This is a genomic window from Meiothermus taiwanensis WR-220 (assembly GCF_003568585.1).
GTDB lineage: Bacteria > Deinococcota > Deinococci > Deinococcales > Thermaceae > Meiothermus > Meiothermus taiwanensis.
In genome coordinates this window covers 286905-305975 of the sequence record NZ_CP021130.1, presented here as the reverse complement: position 1 = coordinate 305975, position 19071 = coordinate 286905, and the positions used below count along the sequence as shown (strand labels likewise).

The following is a 19071-nucleotide window of genomic DNA, read 5'->3' as shown; positions in this document are numbered from 1 at the left end:
TTGCTTTAGTTATAAAAATCAAATTTGCCTTTGGTTCTTAATACTCAGTTCGAATAACGCCCATCAAAATCTGCCAACCGCCTGCCATTTTCGCTCACAAGCAGGCGGTCTGGGTTTTGTGGCTCTGCACGTACACCAAGGCAGCGCGCACCGCATGGGGTTGTGCCTGCAGAGGCTGGTCTGGGGAAGGGTCGAGCAAATAAGCCTCGATGCCGTGCAAAAGGAGGGTTTTGAAAAGTTCTTCTTTTGCTCGCCAGTCGTTCGCCACCTGCACATCCAGCCCTGCCAAAACCGTTACGTTGCTTGGAAATTGACGGGCCATGTCGCATGATGTAAAGAGCAGAGCTAGGGGTGGCCCTGTCTTGATTAGTAGCGGTCGCTCGAGCGTACCGAGGTAGTAGATTGGGCCGTCTAGGTGTACCATACACATCTAGCGTAGCGGATGGCCCCTCCGCAAACCAGGAAGTGAGACAAAAGAAAATGAAGACGGCTTTATTTATTGACGGTTCCTACATGTACGATGCGGCCAAGCGTCTAGGGTGGAACATTGACCACCGGAAGGCGATTGGGGTTTTTTCCAAGCCCGAGGATCTGTATAACGCTTTCTATTACGCCCCCGTCACCGACAGCAACGATGAGCGTCAGCAAAAATTCCTCGATGCGTTGGTGTTCATGGGCTACACTGTGCGCAGCCGCGAGACCCATGGTGATCCGCGTTTCGAGGCCATGATCGCCACTGACCTGCTTGTTACTGCCCCCCGCTGGGAACGGGCGGTGGTAGCCAGCGGTTCGGGTGACCTGGCCCATACCCTGGCGGCCTTGCGGGCCCAGGGCAAGGAGATTCACCTGCTGGGGGTACCCGAGCTTACCGACCTCGAGCTGCGCAACCAGAGCGACCGCTACCTCGATCTGCGCGAGCTACAGGCCCAGCTCGAGCGCACCGGGGGCGGGCGGCGTAGCTATCCCAGCGTCGCCGACGATGGTTTTACCAGTGAGGAGCAAAGCAGCCTCACCCGTCGGTTGATGGATAACCTCGAGGACGAACTGCGCTGACCTTTTTCTCAGCAGGTATACCCCTACCCGTTGGGTAGGGGCTTTTTACCACATAGCGTATCCCTTCGGTCGGGTTGGTTGGCCGCCTTCCGGCGCCGAACTAATTACTCCCATTCCTTGATGGGAACCAGCTCACCCCCCTCCACCACCTTGCGTGTGGGGCGGTACGCACGGTCAAACCAGATCTCCAGCACAGCCCGATCCAGGTGCTGGGGTGATACTATGATTTTACGCACATAGTACCCCCCTTCATCGGAGATGGAGATCTCGTTGCCTTTGGTAAGCCGCAGCTCCACAACGTCACCGCTACGCGCCGTACGCACCCGCACACGGAAAGCCGACTCACCCTCCCGCTGAACATGCTCATCCGGTTTGCGGAAAAAGCCGAACATACCCTTAGTTTACGCCCCTAGCGCAGCACCTCTCCGGGCTTAATCCGCAGAGCCCGCCAAAGCGGTAAGAGAGAGGCCAAAATCACCACCAGCAGGCTCATCGCTGAGACCCAGATAAAGTCTGAGTATCTGATCTCCACGGGCAGGCGGGTCAGGAAATAAAGCTCGCCGGGAATCTCCACAGGCCGCCAGGCAAAGTAGCTGGAGAGGCCAAAGCCCAGCAGGTTACCCAAGGCAATGCCCAGCACGCCCAGCACCAGGCCCTCGAGGGCAAACACCCCCGCCACCTGATTCGCCCTGGCACCCATCACCCGAAGCAGGGCGATATCCGGGGTTTTCTCGATCACCGTGAGCACCAACACACTGGCCATACCCAAAGCCGCCACCACCACAATCAAGAAGACCACGATGCCGATTACCCGCTTCTGCAAGGCCAGCTGCTCAATCAGGGTGCGGTTGCTGGACTGCCAGGTTTGGGGAAAGTAGTGCGAACCGGCCAGGGCCTGCCCCACCTGGGTGGCCTGTTCGGCGTCGCGCAGGCGCAGCTGGTAACCTGAGAGGGCGCTGGGGGCCTCCATCAGGGCGCGAACATCCTGCAGGGCGGTGAAAGCAAAGCCCGCATCCAGGAGGTAGTTCCCCGTCTGGAAAGTGCCCACCACCCTCAGTTCGATGCGCTTTTGATTGATGGAGACCAGGAACAACCGGTCACCCGGGTAAGCTCCCAGGCTTCGCGCCAGGGCGCTACCGAGCACGATGGTTCCGGGCTTTAGCTGGCCCAGATCCAGCTCGGGATAAACCGCCTGGCCCCCTTCGCCAAGCCCAATCAGGGTGGCGAAGTCGGCCCCAGCGCTGCGGCCATCCCCTGCCCTGCGGGTCAGGAGGGCTTTGGTCAGAAAGACCGGGGCCTGGCCCACCACCTGGGGGTGTGGGGGGGGTGGAGGGCTTTCCTCGGGATTCAGGCTCTGCAGGTAGATGTGAGGCACCGCCTTGAGGGTGGCTTCAACCAGGCCTTTGATAAAACCGTTGGTCAAGGAGAGGGCGGTGGTCAGCACCATAATGCCCACCGCCACCCCCAACAGGCTGATCAAGCTTTGGGTACGGCGGTGGCGCAGGTGGCGTAAAGCAAGGAACCAGACAAAACGCATACGCTCAGGGCGAGGGTCGGATCGCGCACGGCTGCCCGGGTCGGGTCAGGCCCCTGTCAACCCAAGGCGCGGTTCCCCCGGCCGAGCATCATCTTACCCCCGGCCCCGCTGGATAACCGTTACCCGAACATAACGCACCCCAAAGCGGATGGCCGTACTACGGTCGGGCAACCAGACATCGAGTTGTTCGCGCTTGCGGGGATGCATGGTATCCTCCACAACAAAAACCCGGTTTTTGAACAAGTAGTCAAAACGGCCTTTGTTCCTACCGCCAGGGGTGCCCATATCCTCGAGCATCACCTTTGAACCATAGGGCAGCTCGCGCAGCATGTCCCGGCTCACTGCGATGATGCCGATGCGGGTGCGCGCACCGGTGGCGGTAATAAAGGGGGTGCTGTCGGTTTCACGAGCCGAGGAGGTATAGGCCGTGGCCTTGAGGGTCATCACCTTGGGTGCTTGGGCCCAGCTCAATCCAAACGCCGTAATCAGCAAGATTAAAGTTGAAATTGCTCGGGGCAATAGCCGTTTCATACGCCCCTGAGGTTAGGAGGGTAGTTCTCAGGTTCTCTTAGAATGAAGCCGTGTATCTCTCATTTAATGGGGCCAGTGGGCGGGGTTGTCAGATGGGGCTTGTTTTTTTTATCTCAAATAAGAGCTATTCGCAGTTTTGTTTTATGAGTGTAACCTAAAGCCTTTCTTTATTTTTCTCATTTTAGCCCTGATCTCTCCCTGACAAAATTCGTGGGCTTTGAGAGGGTTGCTTTATTGTGCCAAACGGTTTTTCTTCAAAAAAATGCATCCGTAAAGATAATCACCCAAAGCAAAGACCTCCATCTTTGGGAATCCTAGAGCACACCCCTCGCTACTGTGCTCGGCCGGATACATGTGAGACTCTGAGCGAAAGAGAATAGGGGGAACCGACTCTGGAAAGGAGGTTCCCCCAGATGCAGCTTACTACAGTTGGAAAACCCCTGCTCAAAGCCGCCAACCAAGCCAGCCAGCTCGAACAAGCAGGCGCCGGCGACCCCGTCGTGGCCGAGCGCCTGCGGAAGCTCAAACTGGTAGAGACCCTCAGAAAAAAGAAAGTTCCCTGGGACGAAGTCCAAAAGCTGGTAGGCATCAGCAAGGCCACCTACCACCGCTGGAAAAAAAGACTCGAAGAACAAGACCTTGCCGGCCTCAAACCCAAAAGCCGCAAACCCAGGAAGCTGCGCCGGAAGGTACACTGGAAACCCGATGTCCTCATACGCATAGAGCGGCTGCGCAAACAAAACCCCACCTGGGGCCGCTGGCGCATCGGGCAGAGACTGCACAGAGAGGGCTACACCCTAAGCGAACGCACGGTAGGACGCATCCTGAGCTACCTGGAGCGAAGCGGCCGGGTGGAGCCGGTGAGCGCTTTCCTGGCCAGAAACCGTAAGGCCCGTTTGCGCAGGAAGAGCCAGCGGCCCTATGCCCGGAGGAAGCCCGCGGAGTACACGGCGCTGCGGCCTGGGGATCTGGTACAGGTGGATACGCTGTGGGTGGATCTGGGGGACGGGACGGGTCTGCGGCAGTTTACGGCGGTGGACACGGTAAGCCGCTGGGGGACGGCGGGGGTGTACAGCCGGGCGAGTGCTAAGACGGCGCTGGATTTTCTGCAGCAGCTGGTGCGGCGATGTCCTTGTGTCATCCGTGCGATCCAGGTGGATGGGGGCAGCGAGTTCATGGCGGAGTTTGAGGAGGGTTGTCGGGTATTGGGGATAGAGCTTTTTGTTTTGCCGCCGAGGAGTCCGAAGCTGAACGGGATGGTAGAGCGGCTGCAGCGGACGTTTCGGGATGAGTTTTACACGCGGGCTTTACCGCTGGGGATAGAGGCTATTCAAGGGGAGCTGGAGGGTTATCTGGAGCACTACAACCTGCACCGGCCGCACATGGCCCTGGGGGGGTTGGCGCCGGTGGAGTACCTGGCTAAGCTACAGGAGGTGTCGGTTCCCCTGGAGTCTCAAATGTATTGACCGATTACACTACACCCGGCGAATAAAGCGTATCTCCTCGGTCGGGGGGGTTCACCGAACCAACCGCAACGCTGCGGATCGGGGCGTTGGCAGCATCCCTCGCAATGCCTTTATTGCTCTCTCGAGCTTCGAGGGCCGGCTGAACTTGTTGCAGCCGGCCCTCTGCAATGGTTATCCTGTTCTAAACAACCCTCAAGGAATCCCCATCCACACTACTCCAGCACAGCCAGGTAGTCGTAGAGGTCAGGGCCGCCGGGGTGGACTTCCAGGCTAAGATCGGGGAAAGCCTGGGTAATTCGCTCGGTCAGCGCGTCCAGGGCTTCTTTGCTCACCGTGGCCCCGTGGAAAATGGTGAGTATTTCGTATTCGTTCTCCTGAACGGCCAGGCTGACCAGCTTAAACAAGACCTCCTCGGGGCTATCAGCGGCCAGCACCAGCTTGTCGTCACGCAAGCCAATGGGCTGTCCTTCGGTCACGCTGACCCCGCCAATTTCCACGCTGCGGCTGGCCCGGGTCACCTCCAGGGTAGCGGCCCGCTTCGAGGCCTCTTCCATCACCGGTAAGAGCTCGCTCGAGGGTAGGTCGGGCTGATACGTTACGCTGGCCGCCAGGCCCTGCCCCATGGTGCGGGTAGGTATCACGTGGACGGTCTTCCCCTCAGCCAGACTCGCAGCCTGCTGGGCCGACATAATCACATTGCTGTTGTTGGGCAGCACGATCACCTCAGGGTTGGGCAGGCTCCGGATGGCGTCCAGGATATCCTGCACGCTGGGGTTAGCAGTCTGCCCCCCGGCCACCACCCGCGCCCCAAACCCCCGGAAGGCCTTAACCAGCCCCCAGCCGTTGGCAACCACCACCAGGCCGGTGGGCGGCGGTGCTTCGTCAGCGGCCCCGGCCATGGAAAGAATTTCGGTGTGCTGCTGGGACATGTCCTCAACCTTCGTACGGATCATCCGGCCGTAGCGAGCGACGGTCGCCAGCAAGCCGTCGGGATCGTTGGTGTGGATATGGCCCTTGACGTAACCCTCGGCTCCCACCACCAGCAAGGAGTCGCCAAAGGACAAAACCGCTTCGCGGATTTTCTCGATGGGCTCCGCCACCCCCTCCATCAGGAACTCAGTACAGTAGCCGAAATCCTCTTCTTCGAAGGCGGTCTGGGCGTAGCGCTCAATTTTGGGCGGTTCGGGCAGGGGCAGGCCCTCAAGGTAGCCCTCGAGGCCCTCGATGAAGTGCAGCAAGCCCACCCCACCGGCATCCACCACCCCGGCCTGCTTGAGCACTGGCAGCAGCTCAGGGGTGCGCAGGGAGGCTTCACGGCCCCTCTGCAAAGCCCCTTGTAAGACCTCCTCAAGGCTGGCAGCCCCCTTTTCAACTGCTTCACGCGCCCCTTCAGCCACCGCACGGGAAACCGTCAGGATGGTACCCTCCACCGGTTTCATCACCGCCCTGTAGCCCATACGGGAACCCTCCTCGAGGGCCTGCGCCAGCAGTGTGGGTGAGATCGAGGCGGCGTCTTTGATGCACTCAGCAAAACCCTTAAGGATTTGGGAGGTGATGACCCCCGAGTTGCCTCGAGCACCCAGCAACGAGCCATAGCTGATGGCCCTGGCCACCTCTCCCATTTTGCTGGTATCGGTCAGATCCAGCTCCCGCCGCACCGACTGCAGCGTGAGGTGCATGTTGGTGCCGGTATCGCCATCGGGTACCGGGTAGACGTTAAGGGCATTGACCTCCTCTACGTACACCGCAAACCAGTCGGTGGCGTAGCGAAAGGCCTTGGCCAGTTCGGCGGGTGAAAGGCTATTAGCCACGGCTCACCCCTACCACGTGCACACGCACGCTAGAAAGCTCGGCTCCAGCCAGGCTCTTGGCTGCCCAACGCACCCGCTCACCAATGCTGTCGACCACAGCGGGTATGCGGGCTCCAAAAGCAACCACCACGTACAAATCGGCCTGGTATTTTCCACCAGCAGCCGGGTCGGGCTTTACCACCACCCCTTCGCTGGCCTCACTTCGCCCTAGGATACGGCTAATGGATTCGCGGATGCCTGCAGGGCTCATGCCCAGCACACCCGGCACCTCGTGCGCGGCCAAAGCCAGAATGGCGGCCAGCGCACCTTCCGTTACGGTGATGTCTCCTTTCAACACATGCCTCCAGATTTGCTTGGTCTTGCCTGCAACCTCAGCCTTTTCTATAGCCCTTTGGGATATATGTCAGGGTTGGCTGGGTTAGGGCAACTATAACGCACCCAGAAGCAGTTTCCAAGCCATCGGTTGCACCGTGGCGCACCAAATCCTGGCTCACATCAACGCTAACGCCCGTTTTCGACCAGCGTGGCCTCCAGGCGACCGAAGTCGCGCCCAAAAACAAAGCGCACGGGGGTGCGCTGGGCGTTCTGGCGGTACCAGACCTCGATCAGCACATCGTCTCGAGCAAAACGATAGCCCACCAGGCCGTTGCTGGCTGGCAAGACCTCCAGTTGCCCTTGGGCAGGCTTGGGGTAGTCCACCGCGACGATCTGCCGCGTCTCGGGGCGCAGGCGCAAGTAGTAGATAAGGGCGAGCTGATCCAGCAGTTGATCGTTTGGGCTGACCCAGCCGGTCTGGCTGCCATCGGGCTGAATCACCCGGGCCCACGAACCGCTGTTTTCCTGCCGCTCATACATGAGGCGGGTGGTGCCTTTAAGCGGCTCGGTCAGGTTTTGCCAGAAGCGGTCGGTGCGAAAGTCGAAGCCCACCCGGCTTTCCGCCTCGAGCCCATACCCCAGGGCTTTAGCCAGCCCGGTGGGCTCGAGCTTCATTCGAAAACGCCACCCTCCCTCTACCGGGTCTGCGCTGAGATAGACCCTACCCACGCCGATCCCCTGCCAGGTTAGGTTGTAGGTCAGCCGCTCGCCAGGCGGCCATGGCACACCCTGGGCCAGCACCAGCAGCCCGATTCCGGCTGCTACCAGCGGTGCAAGGCGGCTCAGCATGGCAGTATCCCAAGGCTACTGTACTCGTTTTGACAGTATACAAGGCTGTACTATGGTGCGATAGGATGGCCTTCTGGTTAGATTTTCCAAAAAACCACAGAACACGCGGTTCAATTACGGCAAAAACCATGTTTCCTCACGCCCTCATAGCCCTCATACAGAAAAACCTCACTGGGCAGGAGGGCTTGTGAAGCGGGTGGTGCTGGCTTTTGGCACCCGGCCGGAGGCCATCAAGATGGCCCCGGTCATCTTTGCTATGCGCAAACAATCCGGCATCGAGAGCGTGGTGCTTTCAACCGGGCAGCACCGCACCCAGCTCGAGGACGCCCTGCGGGTGTTTGGCATCAAACCCGATAGCGATCTACAGGTAATGACCGACCGCCAGACCCTCCCCGACCTGATGGGGCGCATCGTGCCGGCGGCAGCCGCCAAGCTCAGGGAGCTTCAGGCCGATTATGTAATGGTTCATGGAGACACCCTAACCACTTTTGCCGTAACCCTGGCCGCTTTCTTCGAGCAGATTCCGGTAGCACACGTGGAGGCTGGGCTGCGAAGCTTCAATATGTTCGAGCCCTTCCCTGAGGAGGCCAACCGCCGCCTGACCGATGTGCTCACCGACCTGGATCTACCCCCCACCCACACCTCCAAGGCCAACCTTCTACGCGAGGGTAAACCCGCCCAGAACATCATCGTAACCGGCCAGACCGAGGTGGATGCGGTGCTCTATGCCAGCGAGCGCGGCACACCACCCCCGTTACCCAAGGATAAGCGCATCGTGACCGTAACCATGCACCGTCGCGAAAACCTCCCCTTTATGCACGAGCTGGCAGCAGCCCTGGCGCGGGTGGCCCAGGCCCACCCCGAGTGTCATTTTGTGTACCCGGTGCATCTCAATCCGGCGGTGCGGGAGGCGGTCTACCCAGCGCTGCAACAGGTACCCAACTTCACACTGCTCGAGCCCCTGGAGTTTGGGGCCATGGCCGGTTTAATGAAGCGCTCGACCCTGCTTGTAACCGACTCCGGTGGGGTTCAGGAGAGCGGGGCCACCCTGGGGGTGCCGGTGGTGGTGTTGCGCAACGTGACCGAGCGGCCCGAGGGGCTCGAGGTAGGAGCCCTCAAGCTGGCTGGAACCGACCCCGAGCAGGTGTTTGCCACCATCGACACCCTGCTCTCGGATGAGGCCGCCCTGGAGGCCATGCGCCACCGCCCCAACCCCTACGGCGACGGCCGGGCTGGAGAACGCTGCGCCCAGGGAGTGGCCTGGCGCCTGGGCCTGGCGGAGCGCCCAGCCGACTGGGAAGGGTACCCTATTTCCAACAAAGGAGCCGCCCACCCATGAACCCGAGCAACCCACAGGTGTCAATCCAAACCGAGCTAGGCGAGATCGTCCTCGAGCTTTTCCCCACCCAGGCTCCTCACACGGTGGCTAATTTTCTGCGCTATGTGGACGAACAGCGCTACCAAGGCGCAAGCTTTTACCGCAGCGTGCGCCTGGACAACCAGGCCCAGAGCCCCATCAAGATCGAGGTAATTCAGGGCGGGCTGGGCATGGGTGATCACCCGGCCAAGCTGCCGCCCATCGCCCTGGAAACCACCGCCCAGACCGGGCTTCGGCACCGAGACGGCACCATCTCGATGGCCCGCCTCGAGCCCAACTCGGCCCAGTCCGAATTTTTCATCTGCATTGGCGACCAACCCGAACTCGACTATGGTGGCCGACGCAACCCCGATGGTCAGGGGTTTGCTGCCTTTGGGCGGGTGGTGCAGGGCATGGAGGTGGTTCGCAGCATCCACCAGCGGCCTTCGGGGGGTCAGACCCCACCCATTCAGGGGCAGTGGCTGCTGGAGCCCGTTAGAATTTTTTCGGTCAATCGCGTATAGTAAACCCACATTGGGTTGACAGAACTATGCACATCCACGAAGGTTATTTCTCCAGCACATTCGTAACAGGTTTGTTCTACCGCTGCTGGCGGCCCGACACCCCAAAAGCAATCGTGATAGTGATCCACGGTTTCGGTGAGCATAGTGGGCGCTATGACGGTCTAGCCACGCACCTGGTGCACCGGGGCTTCGCGGTGTATGCCCCTGACCTGCGGGGGTATGGCCGCTCCCCCGGTCAGCGAGGGCACATCGACAGCTGGCGCGATTACTGGTACGACCTGTCGATGTTTCGCAATTTTGTCGCGGGCCGCGAACGCCAGATGCCCATGTTCGTTTACGGCCATAGCATGGGCAGCCTGGTGGTGCTGGACTACCTGACCTATCAGATAGCAGGCCTGCAAGGTGCCATCCTGAGCGGGGTGCTGCTCGAGCCCGGCAAAGTAGCCAACCCCCTGCTGATAGCTGCTGCACAACTGCTCTCCAGATACCTGCCCACCTTCTCGCTCCGGTTAGGGCTTGATGTGCGGGCCCTTTCCCGCGATCCGGAGGTGGTCGAGGCCTACCGCAAAGACCCGCTGGTACACAACCGGGCCAGCGCCCGCTGGGGCACCGAGGTGCTCAAGACCATCGCTGCGGTCAAGGCCCAGGTCAAAAACATCGGCGACCCCTTGCTCATCCTGCACGGCGAAGCCGACCGCATCAACCGTGTAGAAGGGGCCCACTGGCTATTCCGCGAGGTATCTTCCACCGATAAAGAGCTCCGCATCTACCCCGAAGGCTACCACGAGCCCCACAACGACCTGCAAAAAGAACAGGTGCTGCACGATATAACCGACTGGCTCGAGCGGCACCTGTAAAAAACCGGGTACCGCACCGGGCCTGTGGTGGGTAGCAGCCCAATCTGGTATCAGCGGCGTTCCACCGTCAGGGCTTTACGCTGGGCCTCTTCCAGGGCCTGTCGGGGGTTGGCACCGCCCTTCAGAACACGCTCGAGGGCCTCCTCTAAGAACCCATACCACAGGGTGACCTCGGGGTCTTGCACCCAGAGCGCGGCCTGCTCGAGACCCCCCAGCACCACCCGGCGGCGGGGGTCTTCACGGTAGAAGTCCTCCAGCAAGGGCTGGGCCCCCCGGCGCAGGGGCAGGCAGTAGGTGGCCTGAACCCAGGCCGCCTGCACCGCCGGCTCCATCCAGTAGCGCCACAGCGCCACCGCGCCCCGGGCCTGGGCCTCGCTGGCCCCGCGCAGCACCATCAGGGTGCCCCCCGCCAGCGGCAGCTTGCCGTCGGGGGTGCGGGGCAGTGGGGCTACCCCCAGCCGGAAAGGAATGGGGGTGCGCTTCTCCAGGGTGGGCCAGAGGGTGATGGGGGCCACCCCCATAAACACCTTGGTGCGCACAAAATCCACCATGGCAAAGGGGGCCTCGGCGATGTTGCGGCTCACCGCGCTGCCCGAGCGCACCAGGTTTTGCAGGTACTCGAGGCTCTGCACCACCTTGGCATCGGTAAAGTTGGGCCGGCCCTCGCGCACCAGTTGCCCGCCCCGGCTCATCACCACCGCGTTAAAGCTGTACACATCGCTTACCACAATAAAACCCTTGGCCGAGCGGGTGGTGAGCTGCTGGGCCGCCGCGGCCAGGGCCTCCCAGCTTTGAGGGGGGTTGAGACGGCGGCTGGCCAGTTGGTCGGCGTTGAAGAACAGCACCGGCAGGTGCAGCTCCACCGGCAGGGCGTAGGTGCGGCCCTGGAACCGTCCGGCCTCGAGCAGCCCCGGATAGAAGTCGCCCGGCAGGGCCCCGAGGTACTCGTCCAGCGGCAAGGCCAGGTTTTCCTGCACCGCCCGGCCCACAAACGAAACCTCGCCGTAGTAGAGCGGGGGCGCGTTGCCAGCCCGGATGGCCCCGGTGAGCTTGATCCCCCCCTCGCGCAGGTCGCCCACATACTGCGGCAGCACGCGGTAGTCGCGCTGGCGGCTGTTGAACTCGGCCACGATTTTCTCCAGCGCCTCCCGTGCGGGGGGCTCGAGGGTGTGCCAGAAGGCAATATCCACCGGCCGCTGGGCGTAAGCGGCGCTGCCCAGCGACAAGATCAAAAGGAAGGCCCGAAACACAGCGTTCACGAGCCAAGTTTAGGGCATCTTCCTGAACAATCGCTGAAGCTCAACCTACAGCGGCGGATCAAACCGCCCGTCGATGGCCGTCCAGCCCCCATCCACAAACAGAATGGTGCCGGTGATGTAGGAAGCCGCCGGCGAAGCCAGAAAAACCACTGCCGCCGCCACCTCCTCGGGGCGGCCCCAGCGCCTTAGGATGTTGCGCTCGGCGTAGGCCTTGTACCAGTCGGGCTTGCTCTTGATGGGGGCGGTGAGGGGGGTGTCAATCACCCCAGGGCCAATCGCGTTGGCCCGCACCCCTTTGGGGCCGAGTTCTACAGCCAGGCCCCGGATCAGCTGCACCGTCCCGGCCTTGGTCATGGCGTAGACCGACTGCCCCGGCTCCACCACCAGCGAGCGGATGGAGGAAAAGGCAATCAGCGAGCCCCCGCCCCGCTCGGCCATGACCCGGCCCGCTTCCACAAGCACGTTGAAAGTGCCCTTGAGGTTGACCTGCACCACCCGGTCGAACTCCTCGCCGGTATAGTGCAAAGCCGGCTTGCGCACGTTAATGCTGGGCGTGGTCACGGCCACATCGAGCCGCCCGTGGCGCTCCAGGATACCCCGGATCAGGCCCTTGACCGCCTCGAGGTCGGTGATGTCCACCTGCTTCGCCTCGGCCCGGCCGCCACTGGCCTCAATCCGGCCGGCGGTCTCGGCGGCCAGCTCGGCCTTTGCATCCGCCACCACCACGCTCGCCCCCTGGGCCGCCAGGGCCTCGCAGGAGGCCTGCCCAATCCCCGAGCCGCCCCCTACCACCAGCGCCACCTTGCCATCCAGCCGGAACATCTCTGCGTAGTTCATACCCACCCCGCTAGCTTCTTTTTCTTGGGTCGAGGTAATCCCGCAACCCATCACCCAGCAGGTTGAAGCCCAGCACCGCCAGGCCAATGGCCAGACCGGGGAAAATCACCGGGTAGGGCGTCAGCTCCTGGTAGCTCTGGGCCTCGCGCAGCATCCGGCCCCAGCTGGGGTTGGGGGGCTGGGTGCCCAGGCCCAGGTAGGAGAGCGCGGCCTCGGCCAGAATGGCCACGGCAAAGGCCAGGCTGGCCTGCACCACCAGCGGCCCCATGATGTTAGGCAGCACGTGCCGCAGCATAATGCGCCCGTTGCCCATACCCAGGGCCCTGGCCGCCTCGATGTAGGGCAGGGTTTTGACCGACAAGACGCTGGCCCGGGCCACCCGGGCAAAGGCCGGCACCGCCGAGAGGCCAATGGCCACCATCGAGGTGGTTACGCCGGGGTTGAAGATGGCTGCCAGCAAAAGGGCGATGAGCAGGGCCGGAAGGGCGTAGAGGGCCTCGAGCAGCACCGAGAGCACCTGGTCGAGCCAGCCACCAAAGTACCCCGCCAGCACCCCCAGCAGAAGCCCCACCGACAACCCGATGCCCACCGCCACCAGGCCCACATAGAGCGCATTCTGGGCCCCGGCCAGCACCCGCGCCAGGGTGTCCCGGCCCAGGATATCGGTGCCGAGGGGATGCCCCGGGGAAAGGATGGGGGCCAGGCGGTGGGGGGTGGTGGCGTTGGGGTCGGTGGGGTGGAGCGCACTCGCCAGCACCATTAGCAGAATGAGCGCAATCAGGAAGGCCCCCACCCTGAGGGCAATGGGTAGCCGGGCCCACCTCGAGGGTTTTTTGAAGGCTTTGGCTTGGGCAACCTGGCTAGGCATAACTCACCCTCGGATCGAGCAGGCCATACAGCAGGTCCACCAGCAGGTTCATCAGCACAATAAAGGCCGCAATTACCAGCACCACCCCCTGCACCAACGGGTAGTCGCGGGCGCTGATGGCGGTGAGCGAGAGCGAGCCTAGGCCCGGAATCCCGAAGACCGTCTCCACCACCACCGTGGCGATGAGCAGGCTGGCAAACTCCAGCCCCAGCACCGTCACCACCGGTAAGGCCGCGTTGCGCAGGGCGTGCTTGTACAGCACCACCCGTTCGGCCAGCCCCTTGGCGCGGGCGGTGCGGATAAACTCCTGCGAGAGCACCTCGAGCACACTCCCCCGCACCAGCCGCACCAGAAACGAGGCGCTGGCCAGCGCCACGGTGAGCACCGGCAGCACCAGGGCCGCCAGCGCGCGCTCCGGGTTCTCCCAACCCCCGATGGGAAAGCTGGTAGGCAGGGGCAGCTTGAGCCAGACGACAAAGATATAGATGAACATCAGCCCCACCCAGAAGGAGGGCAGCACGATGCCCAGCAACGAGGCCACCGAGACCCCCAGGTCGATGGGGCTGCCGGCCTTGCGGGCCGCCAGGATGCCTATGGGCACGGCCAGGATGGTGGCCAGCAGCAGCGAAGCCACCACAATGGGCAGGGTGATGCCCAGCCGGGCCACAATCAGCTCCGAGATGGGCTGCTCGTAGCGGATGGACTGGCCCAGGTCACCCCGCAGGATCCCGCCCAGCCAGCTTATGTAGCGCTCGAGCGGCGGTTTATCCAGCCCTAGCCGGGCCTCGAGGGCCTCGAGGTCGGCGGGGGTGGCCTCAATCCCCAGGATGGCCTGGGCCGGGTTGCCGGGAATCAGCAGCAGCGCCCCAAAGACCAGCAGGGTTGCCAGCCACAGGGTGACGAGGGCCAAGCCAAGGCGACGAACCGTGTAGGCCAACATACTCAGTCAAGCGCCGAGGGTCGAGGGTCTCAGGCTGAAACGCCCTTGACACCCGACCCTCAAAGCATGCTTAGCCCGCTATGGCCGTACCCACACCTCGGCCACGCTGATGCCCGGCGACAAGAAGCCATCGGGCCAGTTCTGCACACGGGCCCGGTAGGCACCCAGGGCGGGCAGGCTCATCACCCAGACGCCCGCGGCATCCTCGGCCAGCAGGCGCTGGGCCGCCGCCAGGGCCTCGCAGGCCTTGGTCTGGTTGGGGGCCCGCAGGTACTGGGTAAAGAGCTGCTGGAAGCGCGGGCTGTTGTAGCGCCAGTAGTAGCGGGGGTTGGCGTAGTTGCCAATGTCGTTGGCCTCCACGTGCCCGATGATGGTCATGGCGTAGTCGGCCTGGGTGAAGACCCGCTGGATCCAGGTGTTGAAGTCGGTAACCTGGATGGTCACCTGCAGCGGCCCCAGCTTGTTGAGCTGGGCCACCAGGGCCTCGCCGATGCGGCGCTCGTAGGGGAACTCGGCGGCTAGGTTAAAGGTAAAGCGTAGGGGGTTCTGGTTGGTGAACCCGGCCTCGGCCAAGAGGCGGCGGGCCTCGTCGGGGTTGTAGGCGTTAAAGTTGCTCAGACCCACGTAGCAGGCCTCACCCGGCGAGCGCATGGAGCCGATCTTGGTTCCATAGCCCAGCATGGCCCCCTGGATCAGCTCATCTTTGTTGATCGCCAGGGTGATGGCCCGGCGCACCCGCACATCGTTGAAGGGGGGACGGCTGTTGTTGAAACCAGCCACCGCTTCGGCCGTCCCGGAACCCGAGAACACCTTGAAGTTGCTATCCCGCGAAAGCACCACCGCGTTTTCGGGCAGCAGGCTGTAGGCGATCACGTCCAGGTCGCCGGCCCGCAGACCGGCCAGCTGGGCATCCCCATCACCCAGGAAGCGGAAGTTGACCCGATCCAGGTAGGGCAGGCCCTGGATGTAGTAGTTGGGGTTGCGCTCGAGGCGCACCGCCACCCCCCGCTCCCAGGCTGCAAAGCGGAAGGGGCCGGTGCCAATCGGCTGTACCCGCTGCTCGGCCAGGGGGCGGTTGCGGGGGCCGATGAGCGACTCGGGGCGCGAGAGGATGAAGAGGAAGTCGTTGTTGGGCTGGCGCAGGCTGAACACCACCGTGTTGGGGTTGGGGCTGGTGATGCTGGCGATGTCGCGGTACAGATCAGGACGCAAATGGCCGGAGGCGCGGGTATCGGGGTTGCGGGCCCGGTTGAACTTGGCCAGCACGTCCTGGGCGGTGAAGTCGGAGCCATCGTGGAACTTTACGCCCTGGCGCAGGGTAAAGGTGTAGGTCAGGCCTGAGTTGGAAACCACCCAGCGCGTAGCCAGCGAGGGCACGATCTCACCCTTGGGATTGCGCTTGACCAGCCCTTGCAGCACGTTGTCGTAGACCACACGGGAGATGTCCGCCCCGGCCACCTGGGTCGGATCCCAGGCCGCGGGCTCGGTCTGGATGGCGATGGTGATGCTACCACCGCGCTGCTGGGCCCAGGCCAGCCCAACAAGAGCCAAGACACCGATGAGCAACCAACGTTTCATCACGATTCCTCCTTGGATTGTTGTGGGAATGTCGCGATTTATGGCCGCGTCGCGCGGGTGAACCCGGTATCTCGAGTTTCACCATGCTAGGTCGGGCTTTCTCCACCCTTCCTATCCGAAAAAAGCCTACCCGATACGCTTTTTTCGGCCTCGCTCGCAAGGAGACAATACCACAATTTCCCCCCAGGGAAAAAGCCTGTCTACTCGGCCAGCATCAGCACCCCCACGGCGGCGTACAGCCGGGCTGCGGCCAGCATTTCTTCAATCTGTATGTACTCATCGGCCTGGTGCGGGGTGGTTTTACCGCCCGGCCCCAGGGTCACGATGGGCAGGCCAGCCCAGGCCCGCAAGAAAGTGCCGTCGGTGGCCCCCGGCACACCCCCGTACCGGATGGGCATCTGCAAAAGCCGCAAGCCCTGTTCCACCGCCTGCACCAGCGCGGCCTCGCGCGGGGTCTCGGTGGCGGGGCGGTCTTCGAAGACCTCGAGGCGCGCGCTTATCCCAGCCTCCAGGCTCTCATCCAGGGCCCGCCGAAGCCGGGCCTCGAGAACCCGGTGATCCTGTCCGGGGTTGGTGCGGATGTCCAGCCCCACCCGCACCCGGTCGGGCATCACGTTGAACTGTCCCTCCCCGGCCCCCGCCTGAAAGACAGTCGGGGTAATCCAGGGCAGGCCCAGGTACTCGTGCCGGCTTTCTGCCTGCAAGGCCGCTTGCAGCCTGCCGAGCTCGAGCACAAATCGGGAGGCCGACGGGATGGGGTTGGCCCCGGCGTAGGGCATGGCCCCGTGGGCCATCTTCCCCTGAAAGTGCACCCAGACCCGCATGGCCCCCTTTTGCCACAGGCACACCTGGTTTTCCTCGGGCTCGCAGACGATGGCCCCGGCGAAGCCCTCGGCATAACCCGCACGAATAAAAGCCTTGATGCCGATCATCAGGCCCTCTTCGTCGCAGGGCAGGCACAGCCGCAGGGTTTTCTGGGGCGTACCCAGCACCTTTTGCACCGCCACCGCCGCGCAGATGGCCGCGGCCAGCCCGCCTTTCATATCGCAGGCCCCGCGCCCGTAAATTTTGCCGTCCACGATTCGGGCCTCGTAGGGGGGGATCGTCCATTGATCCAGGCTGCCGTGCGTGACCACATCGGTATGGCCCTCCAGAATAAGGCCCCCCGCGCCCTGCCCCAGGTCGGCAATCAGGTTGGGGCGGCCCGGCGCCACCGCCTGCACGGTGGTCTTGAAACCGCGCCCGCGCAGGTAGGCCTCCAGAAAATCCACCACCGGCTGCTCCCCCGGCCCCGGATAATAGCTTGCGATGCGAACCAGGGCCTGGGTCAGGCGCACCAGTTCGTCGGCGTCTACGGCCTGGGCCGCGCTTTGGGCCAGCTGCTGCTTGTCCATTTCAGCACATCCCCACAGCTAGAATCTACAAACCACCTTACCCAAATCAGGCACTGCAGTTATGTTTAGAGCATGAACCGCCGTGCTTACCCATCGGACGTCCGTGATGAGGAATGGGCTCTGGTGCTGCCCTATTTGACCCTCGCCCCGCTGGAAGCACCCCAGCGCAAGTACGACCTGCGCGAAGTGTTCAACGCCCTGCGCTGGATGGTTCGAACCGGTGCTCAGTGGGACTACCTGCCCCACGACTTCCCACCCCCCCATATCGTTCAGGCGCAAGCCTACCGCTGGATGAACCGGGGGGTCTTCGAAGACCTGGTACACGACCTGCGCATGACCCTGCGAATGCTCCAGGGCAAAGCCGCCCATCCCAGCGCTGCCATCTACGATGCTCGCACCCTACAGTCCACCCCGCAAAGTGGGGAGCGGGCCGGATACGATGGGTACAAACGACGCAAGGGAAGCAAAGTTCACCTGGCGGTAGATACCCTGGGGCATCTGCTGGCCCTGGTAGTAACGGCGGCCAGTGAACAGGAACGGGCCCAGGTGGGAGCCCTCAGTCAACAGGTGCAGGAAGTGACGGGGGAGCAGGTGGAAGTGGCCTTTGTGGATCAGGGTTACACTGGGGAGGAAGCGGCACAAGCGGCAGAGGCGGAAGGCATCGCCCTGTGTGTGGTCAAGGTGGAAGGGGCCAAACGAGGATTCGTGCTGCTGCCGAAGCGTTGGGTGGTGGAACGTTCGTTTGCCTGGACATCCCGGTTTCGCAGGCTGGCGCGAGACTATGAGCGGCTGGCTGAGACCTTGCGAGGTTGGCACTGGTTGGCTTTTTCGATTCTGATGACAGCGAAAACTGTGGAGCTTTTACGAACAGCTAGTTAGCAGGCTCTAGGGTTTTCAGCAGTCGTACAGATCCCGGTAGGCAACCAGCCCCCCTACCGAATGGGCGTGCAGCACCCCATGCACCAGGGCCCGGGCAAACACATCGGCGGCCACCGCACCAATCCGGCTGAGTTCGGCAGGGCCGGCAATCTCCACCTCGCCGGTAGCCAGACAGAAAATCACATCGCCGTCGAACATGGTGTGGGCTGGGAAAACCGCTCGAGCGATGCCGTCGTGGGCCATCTGGGCCACCTTCTGGGCCTGGGCTTTGCTCAGTCGGGCGTTGGTGGCTACGCAGCCTATTACCGTGTTGCTGCGCACAAAGGTATCGGTGAAGACCTCGGTGTAATCCGGGGCCGACAGGCGCCGGGGGGGGTGCTTGAGCCGGAACTCGCCCTGTTGTTCCAAAAAACGCGCGTAAAGCTCGCCGGTTATCGGGTCGTGGATCCGCCCCAAGGCGTTGGCCGCCACAATGGCCCCCACCACCACCCCGCCGGGCAGCTCGAGGCTGGCGGTGCCCACCCCCCCTTTCAACCCACCGTTGCGGGCGCCCGTCCCCACCCCCACCACCCCTTGCTCCACCGGCCCGCCCTTCAGGTTCTGGGCCGCTCGGTAGCCGTACTGGGCATTGGGCCGCACCGCAGCGCTGCCCACCAAGAGGTCGAAGATCACCGCCGCCGGTACGATGGGCACGACGGCTGGGCCTACCGGGAAGCCCTGGCCCTGCTCCTCGAGCCAGCGCATCACCCCCGAGGCGGCCTCGAGGCCATACGCACTCCCCCCCGAGAGCACGACGGCCTGAACCCGCTCAACCAGGTTGACCGGGTTCAGTAAATCGGTTTCGCGCGTGCCCGGCGCACTGCCTCGCACATCCACCCCTGCCACCGCACCGTTTTCAGGGTAGATGACCGTAACCCCCGTGAGGTGCTCGAGGTCGGTGTAGTGGCCCACCTGGATACCTGGAACATCGGTGATGGCGTTAAATCGGCCTGGCTTCATGGGCAGACCCAGCATAA

19 protein-coding genes and 1 pseudogene are annotated in these 19071 nt (G+C 62.9%); 6 read left to right on the top strand and 14 right to left on the bottom strand.

Annotated elements, in window-relative coordinates; translation table 11 throughout:
- Positions 1–94: 94 nt before the first annotated feature.
- Entirely contained in the window at positions 95–322 is a 228-nt protein-coding gene (locus tag MTAI_RS01620) for a hypothetical protein (RefSeq protein ID WP_223299615.1), read from the bottom strand.
- Between the two features lie 158 nt (positions 323–480).
- Here MTAI_RS01620 and MTAI_RS01615 point away from each other — a divergent pair, with 158 nt between their 5' ends.
- Positions 481–1053 carry a LabA-like NYN domain-containing protein gene (locus tag MTAI_RS01615; RefSeq protein WP_027888603.1) on the top strand — a complete coding sequence of 191 codons (573 nt, stop codon included), beginning with the start codon at positions 481–483 and terminating at the stop codon, positions 1051–1053.
- Between the two features lie 104 nt (positions 1054–1157).
- On the opposite strand, the gene MTAI_RS01610 is transcribed toward MTAI_RS01615, so the two are convergent.
- The 3 genes from MTAI_RS01610 to MTAI_RS01600 all read right to left on the bottom strand — a co-directional run bounded on the left by MTAI_RS01610 (position 1158) and on the right by MTAI_RS01600 (position 3034).
- Positions 1158–1445, bottom strand: a complete 288-nt coding sequence (locus MTAI_RS01610) for a hypothetical protein (RefSeq protein ID WP_027888604.1) — start codon at positions 1443–1445, stop codon at positions 1158–1160.
- A 17-nt stretch (positions 1446–1462) separates the two neighbouring features.
- On the bottom strand, positions 1463–2590 hold the full coding sequence (locus tag MTAI_RS01605; RefSeq protein WP_027888605.1) for an ABC transporter permease: 1128 nt from the start codon (positions 2588–2590) through the stop codon (positions 1463–1465).
- 93 nt (positions 2591–2683) lie between these two features.
- A complete protein-coding gene (locus MTAI_RS01600) occupies positions 2684–3034 on the bottom strand; it encodes a 3D domain-containing protein (RefSeq protein WP_223299623.1) in 351 nt (116 codons plus the stop codon).
- A 500-nt stretch (positions 3035–3534) separates the two neighbouring features.
- Between MTAI_RS01600 and MTAI_RS01595 the strand changes: the two are divergent.
- Positions 3535–4613, top strand: a pseudogene (locus MTAI_RS01595) (integrase core domain-containing protein).
- A gap of 186 nt (positions 4614–4799) precedes the next feature.
- Here the strand turns inward: MTAI_RS01595 and MTAI_RS01590 are convergent.
- The 3 genes from MTAI_RS01590 to MTAI_RS01580 form a co-directional block, all read right to left on the bottom strand.
- Positions 4800–6398, bottom strand: coding sequence for a DAK2 domain-containing protein (locus MTAI_RS01590; protein ID WP_027888607.1), 1599 nt, complete (start codon positions 6396–6398; stop codon positions 4800–4802).
- On the bottom strand, positions 6391–6732 hold the full coding sequence (locus MTAI_RS01585; protein ID WP_027888608.1) for an Asp23/Gls24 family envelope stress response protein: 342 nt from the start codon (positions 6730–6732) through the stop codon (positions 6391–6393). Before MTAI_RS01585 ends, MTAI_RS01590 begins: the two co-directional genes overlap by 8 nt.
- 167 nt (positions 6733–6899) lie before the next feature.
- On the bottom strand, positions 6900–7562 hold the full coding sequence (locus tag MTAI_RS01580) for a DUF3108 domain-containing protein (protein ID WP_027888609.1): 663 nt from the start codon (positions 7560–7562) through the stop codon (positions 6900–6902).
- A 187-nt stretch (positions 7563–7749) separates the two neighbouring features.
- Here MTAI_RS01580 and wecB point away from each other — a divergent pair, with 187 nt between their 5' ends.
- From wecB to MTAI_RS01565, 3 genes are read left to right on the top strand one after another with little or no spacing between them, the layout of a single operon-like run.
- Positions 7750–8901, top strand: coding sequence for a non-hydrolyzing UDP-N-acetylglucosamine 2-epimerase (wecB, locus tag MTAI_RS01575; RefSeq protein WP_027888610.1), 1152 nt, complete (start codon positions 7750–7752; stop codon positions 8899–8901).
- Entirely contained in the window at positions 8898–9443 is a 546-nt protein-coding gene (locus MTAI_RS01570) for a peptidylprolyl isomerase (RefSeq protein ID WP_027888611.1), read from the top strand. The genes wecB and MTAI_RS01570 overlap by 4 nt, the downstream gene beginning before the upstream one ends.
- A 26-nt stretch (positions 9444–9469) precedes the next feature.
- Positions 9470–10300, top strand: coding sequence for an alpha/beta hydrolase (locus MTAI_RS01565; RefSeq protein WP_027888612.1), 831 nt, complete (start codon positions 9470–9472; stop codon positions 10298–10300).
- A 50-nt stretch (positions 10301–10350) separates the two neighbouring features.
- On the opposite strand, the gene MTAI_RS01560 is transcribed toward MTAI_RS01565, so the two are convergent.
- The 6 genes from MTAI_RS01560 to MTAI_RS01535 all read right to left on the bottom strand — a co-directional run bounded on the left by MTAI_RS01560 (position 10351) and on the right by MTAI_RS01535 (position 17176).
- On the bottom strand, positions 10351–11559 hold the full coding sequence (locus tag MTAI_RS01560; protein WP_027888613.1) for an extracellular solute-binding protein: 1209 nt from the start codon (positions 11557–11559) through the stop codon (positions 10351–10353).
- A gap of 45 nt (positions 11560–11604) precedes the next feature.
- Positions 11605–12396, bottom strand: coding sequence for an SDR family NAD(P)-dependent oxidoreductase (locus tag MTAI_RS01555; RefSeq protein ID WP_027888614.1), 792 nt, complete (start codon positions 12394–12396; stop codon positions 11605–11607).
- Between the two features lie 10 nt (positions 12397–12406).
- Positions 12407–13264 carry an ABC transporter permease gene (locus MTAI_RS01550; protein WP_027888615.1) on the bottom strand — a complete coding sequence of 286 codons (858 nt, stop codon included), beginning with the start codon at positions 13262–13264 and terminating at the stop codon, positions 12407–12409.
- The gene (locus MTAI_RS01545) at positions 13257–14204 is read right to left on the bottom strand and encodes an ABC transporter permease (protein ID WP_027888616.1); all 948 of its coding nucleotides are present in this window, start codon (positions 14202–14204) and stop codon (positions 13257–13259) included. Before MTAI_RS01545 ends, MTAI_RS01550 begins: the two co-directional genes overlap by 8 nt.
- Before the next feature lie 78 nt (positions 14205–14282).
- The gene (locus MTAI_RS01540) at positions 14283–15782 is read right to left on the bottom strand and encodes an ABC transporter substrate-binding protein (protein WP_027888617.1); all 1500 of its coding nucleotides are present in this window, start codon (positions 15780–15782) and stop codon (positions 14283–14285) included.
- Positions 15783–15982: 200 nt separating this feature from the next.
- A complete protein-coding gene (locus MTAI_RS01535; protein WP_027888618.1) occupies positions 15983–17176 on the bottom strand; it encodes a M20 family metallopeptidase in 1194 nt (397 codons plus the stop codon).
- A 72-nt stretch (positions 17177–17248) separates the two neighbouring features.
- On the opposite strand from MTAI_RS01535, the gene MTAI_RS01530 reads away from it, so the two are divergent.
- Entirely contained in the window at positions 17249–18055 is an 807-nt protein-coding gene (locus MTAI_RS01530) for an IS5 family transposase (protein ID WP_119342530.1), read from the top strand.
- Between the two features lie 15 nt (positions 18056–18070).
- On the opposite strand, the gene MTAI_RS01525 is transcribed toward MTAI_RS01530, so the two are convergent.
- Positions 18071–19054 (bottom strand): P1 family peptidase, encoded by a 984-nt coding sequence (locus tag MTAI_RS01525; RefSeq protein ID WP_027888659.1) that lies wholly within the window; start codon positions 19052–19054, stop codon positions 18071–18073.
- Positions 19055–19071 lie beyond the last annotated feature (17 nt).

Excerpts from the sequence above, each read along its gene's own strand:
- MTAI_RS01620 (WP_223299615.1), bottom strand. The coding sequence starts at position 322 with ATGGCCCGTCAATTTCCAAGCAACGTAACGGTTTTGGCAGGGCTGGAT.
- MTAI_RS01615 (WP_027888603.1), top strand. The coding sequence starts at position 481 with ATGAAGACGGCTTTATTTATTGACGGTTCCTACATGTACGATGCGGCC.
- MTAI_RS01610 (WP_027888604.1), bottom strand. The coding sequence starts at position 1,445 with ATGTTCGGCTTTTTCCGCAAACCGGATGAGCATGTTCAGCGGGAGGGT.
- MTAI_RS01605 (WP_027888605.1), bottom strand. The coding sequence starts at position 2,590 with ATGCGTTTTGTCTGGTTCCTTGCTTTACGCCACCTGCGCCACCGCCGT.
- MTAI_RS01600 (WP_223299623.1), bottom strand. The coding sequence starts at position 3,034 with ATGACCCTCAAGGCCACGGCCTATACCTCCTCGGCTCGTGAAACCGAC.
- MTAI_RS01580 (WP_027888609.1), bottom strand. The coding sequence starts at position 7,562 with ATGCTGAGCCGCCTTGCACCGCTGGTAGCAGCCGGAATCGGGCTGCTG.
- MTAI_RS01570 (WP_027888611.1), top strand. The coding sequence starts at position 8,898 with ATGAACCCGAGCAACCCACAGGTGTCAATCCAAACCGAGCTAGGCGAG.
- MTAI_RS01565 (WP_027888612.1), top strand. The coding sequence starts at position 9,470 with ATGCACATCCACGAAGGTTATTTCTCCAGCACATTCGTAACAGGTTTG.
- MTAI_RS01555 (WP_027888614.1), bottom strand. The coding sequence starts at position 12,396 with ATGAACTACGCAGAGATGTTCCGGCTGGATGGCAAGGTGGCGCTGGTG.
- MTAI_RS01550 (WP_027888615.1), bottom strand. The coding sequence starts at position 13,264 with ATGCCTAGCCAGGTTGCCCAAGCCAAAGCCTTCAAAAAACCCTCGAGG.
- MTAI_RS01545 (WP_027888616.1), bottom strand. The coding sequence starts at position 14,204 with ATGTTGGCCTACACGGTTCGTCGCCTTGGCTTGGCCCTCGTCACCCTG.
- MTAI_RS01540 (WP_027888617.1), bottom strand. The coding sequence starts at position 15,782 with ATGAAACGTTGGTTGCTCATCGGTGTCTTGGCTCTTGTTGGGCTGGCC.
- MTAI_RS01535 (WP_027888618.1), bottom strand. The coding sequence starts at position 17,176 with ATGGACAAGCAGCAGCTGGCCCAAAGCGCGGCCCAGGCCGTAGACGCC.
- MTAI_RS01530 (WP_119342530.1), top strand. The coding sequence starts at position 17,249 with ATGAACCGCCGTGCTTACCCATCGGACGTCCGTGATGAGGAATGGGCT.
- MTAI_RS01525 (WP_027888659.1), bottom strand. The coding sequence starts at position 19,054 with ATGAAGCCAGGCCGATTTAACGCCATCACCGATGTTCCAGGTATCCAG.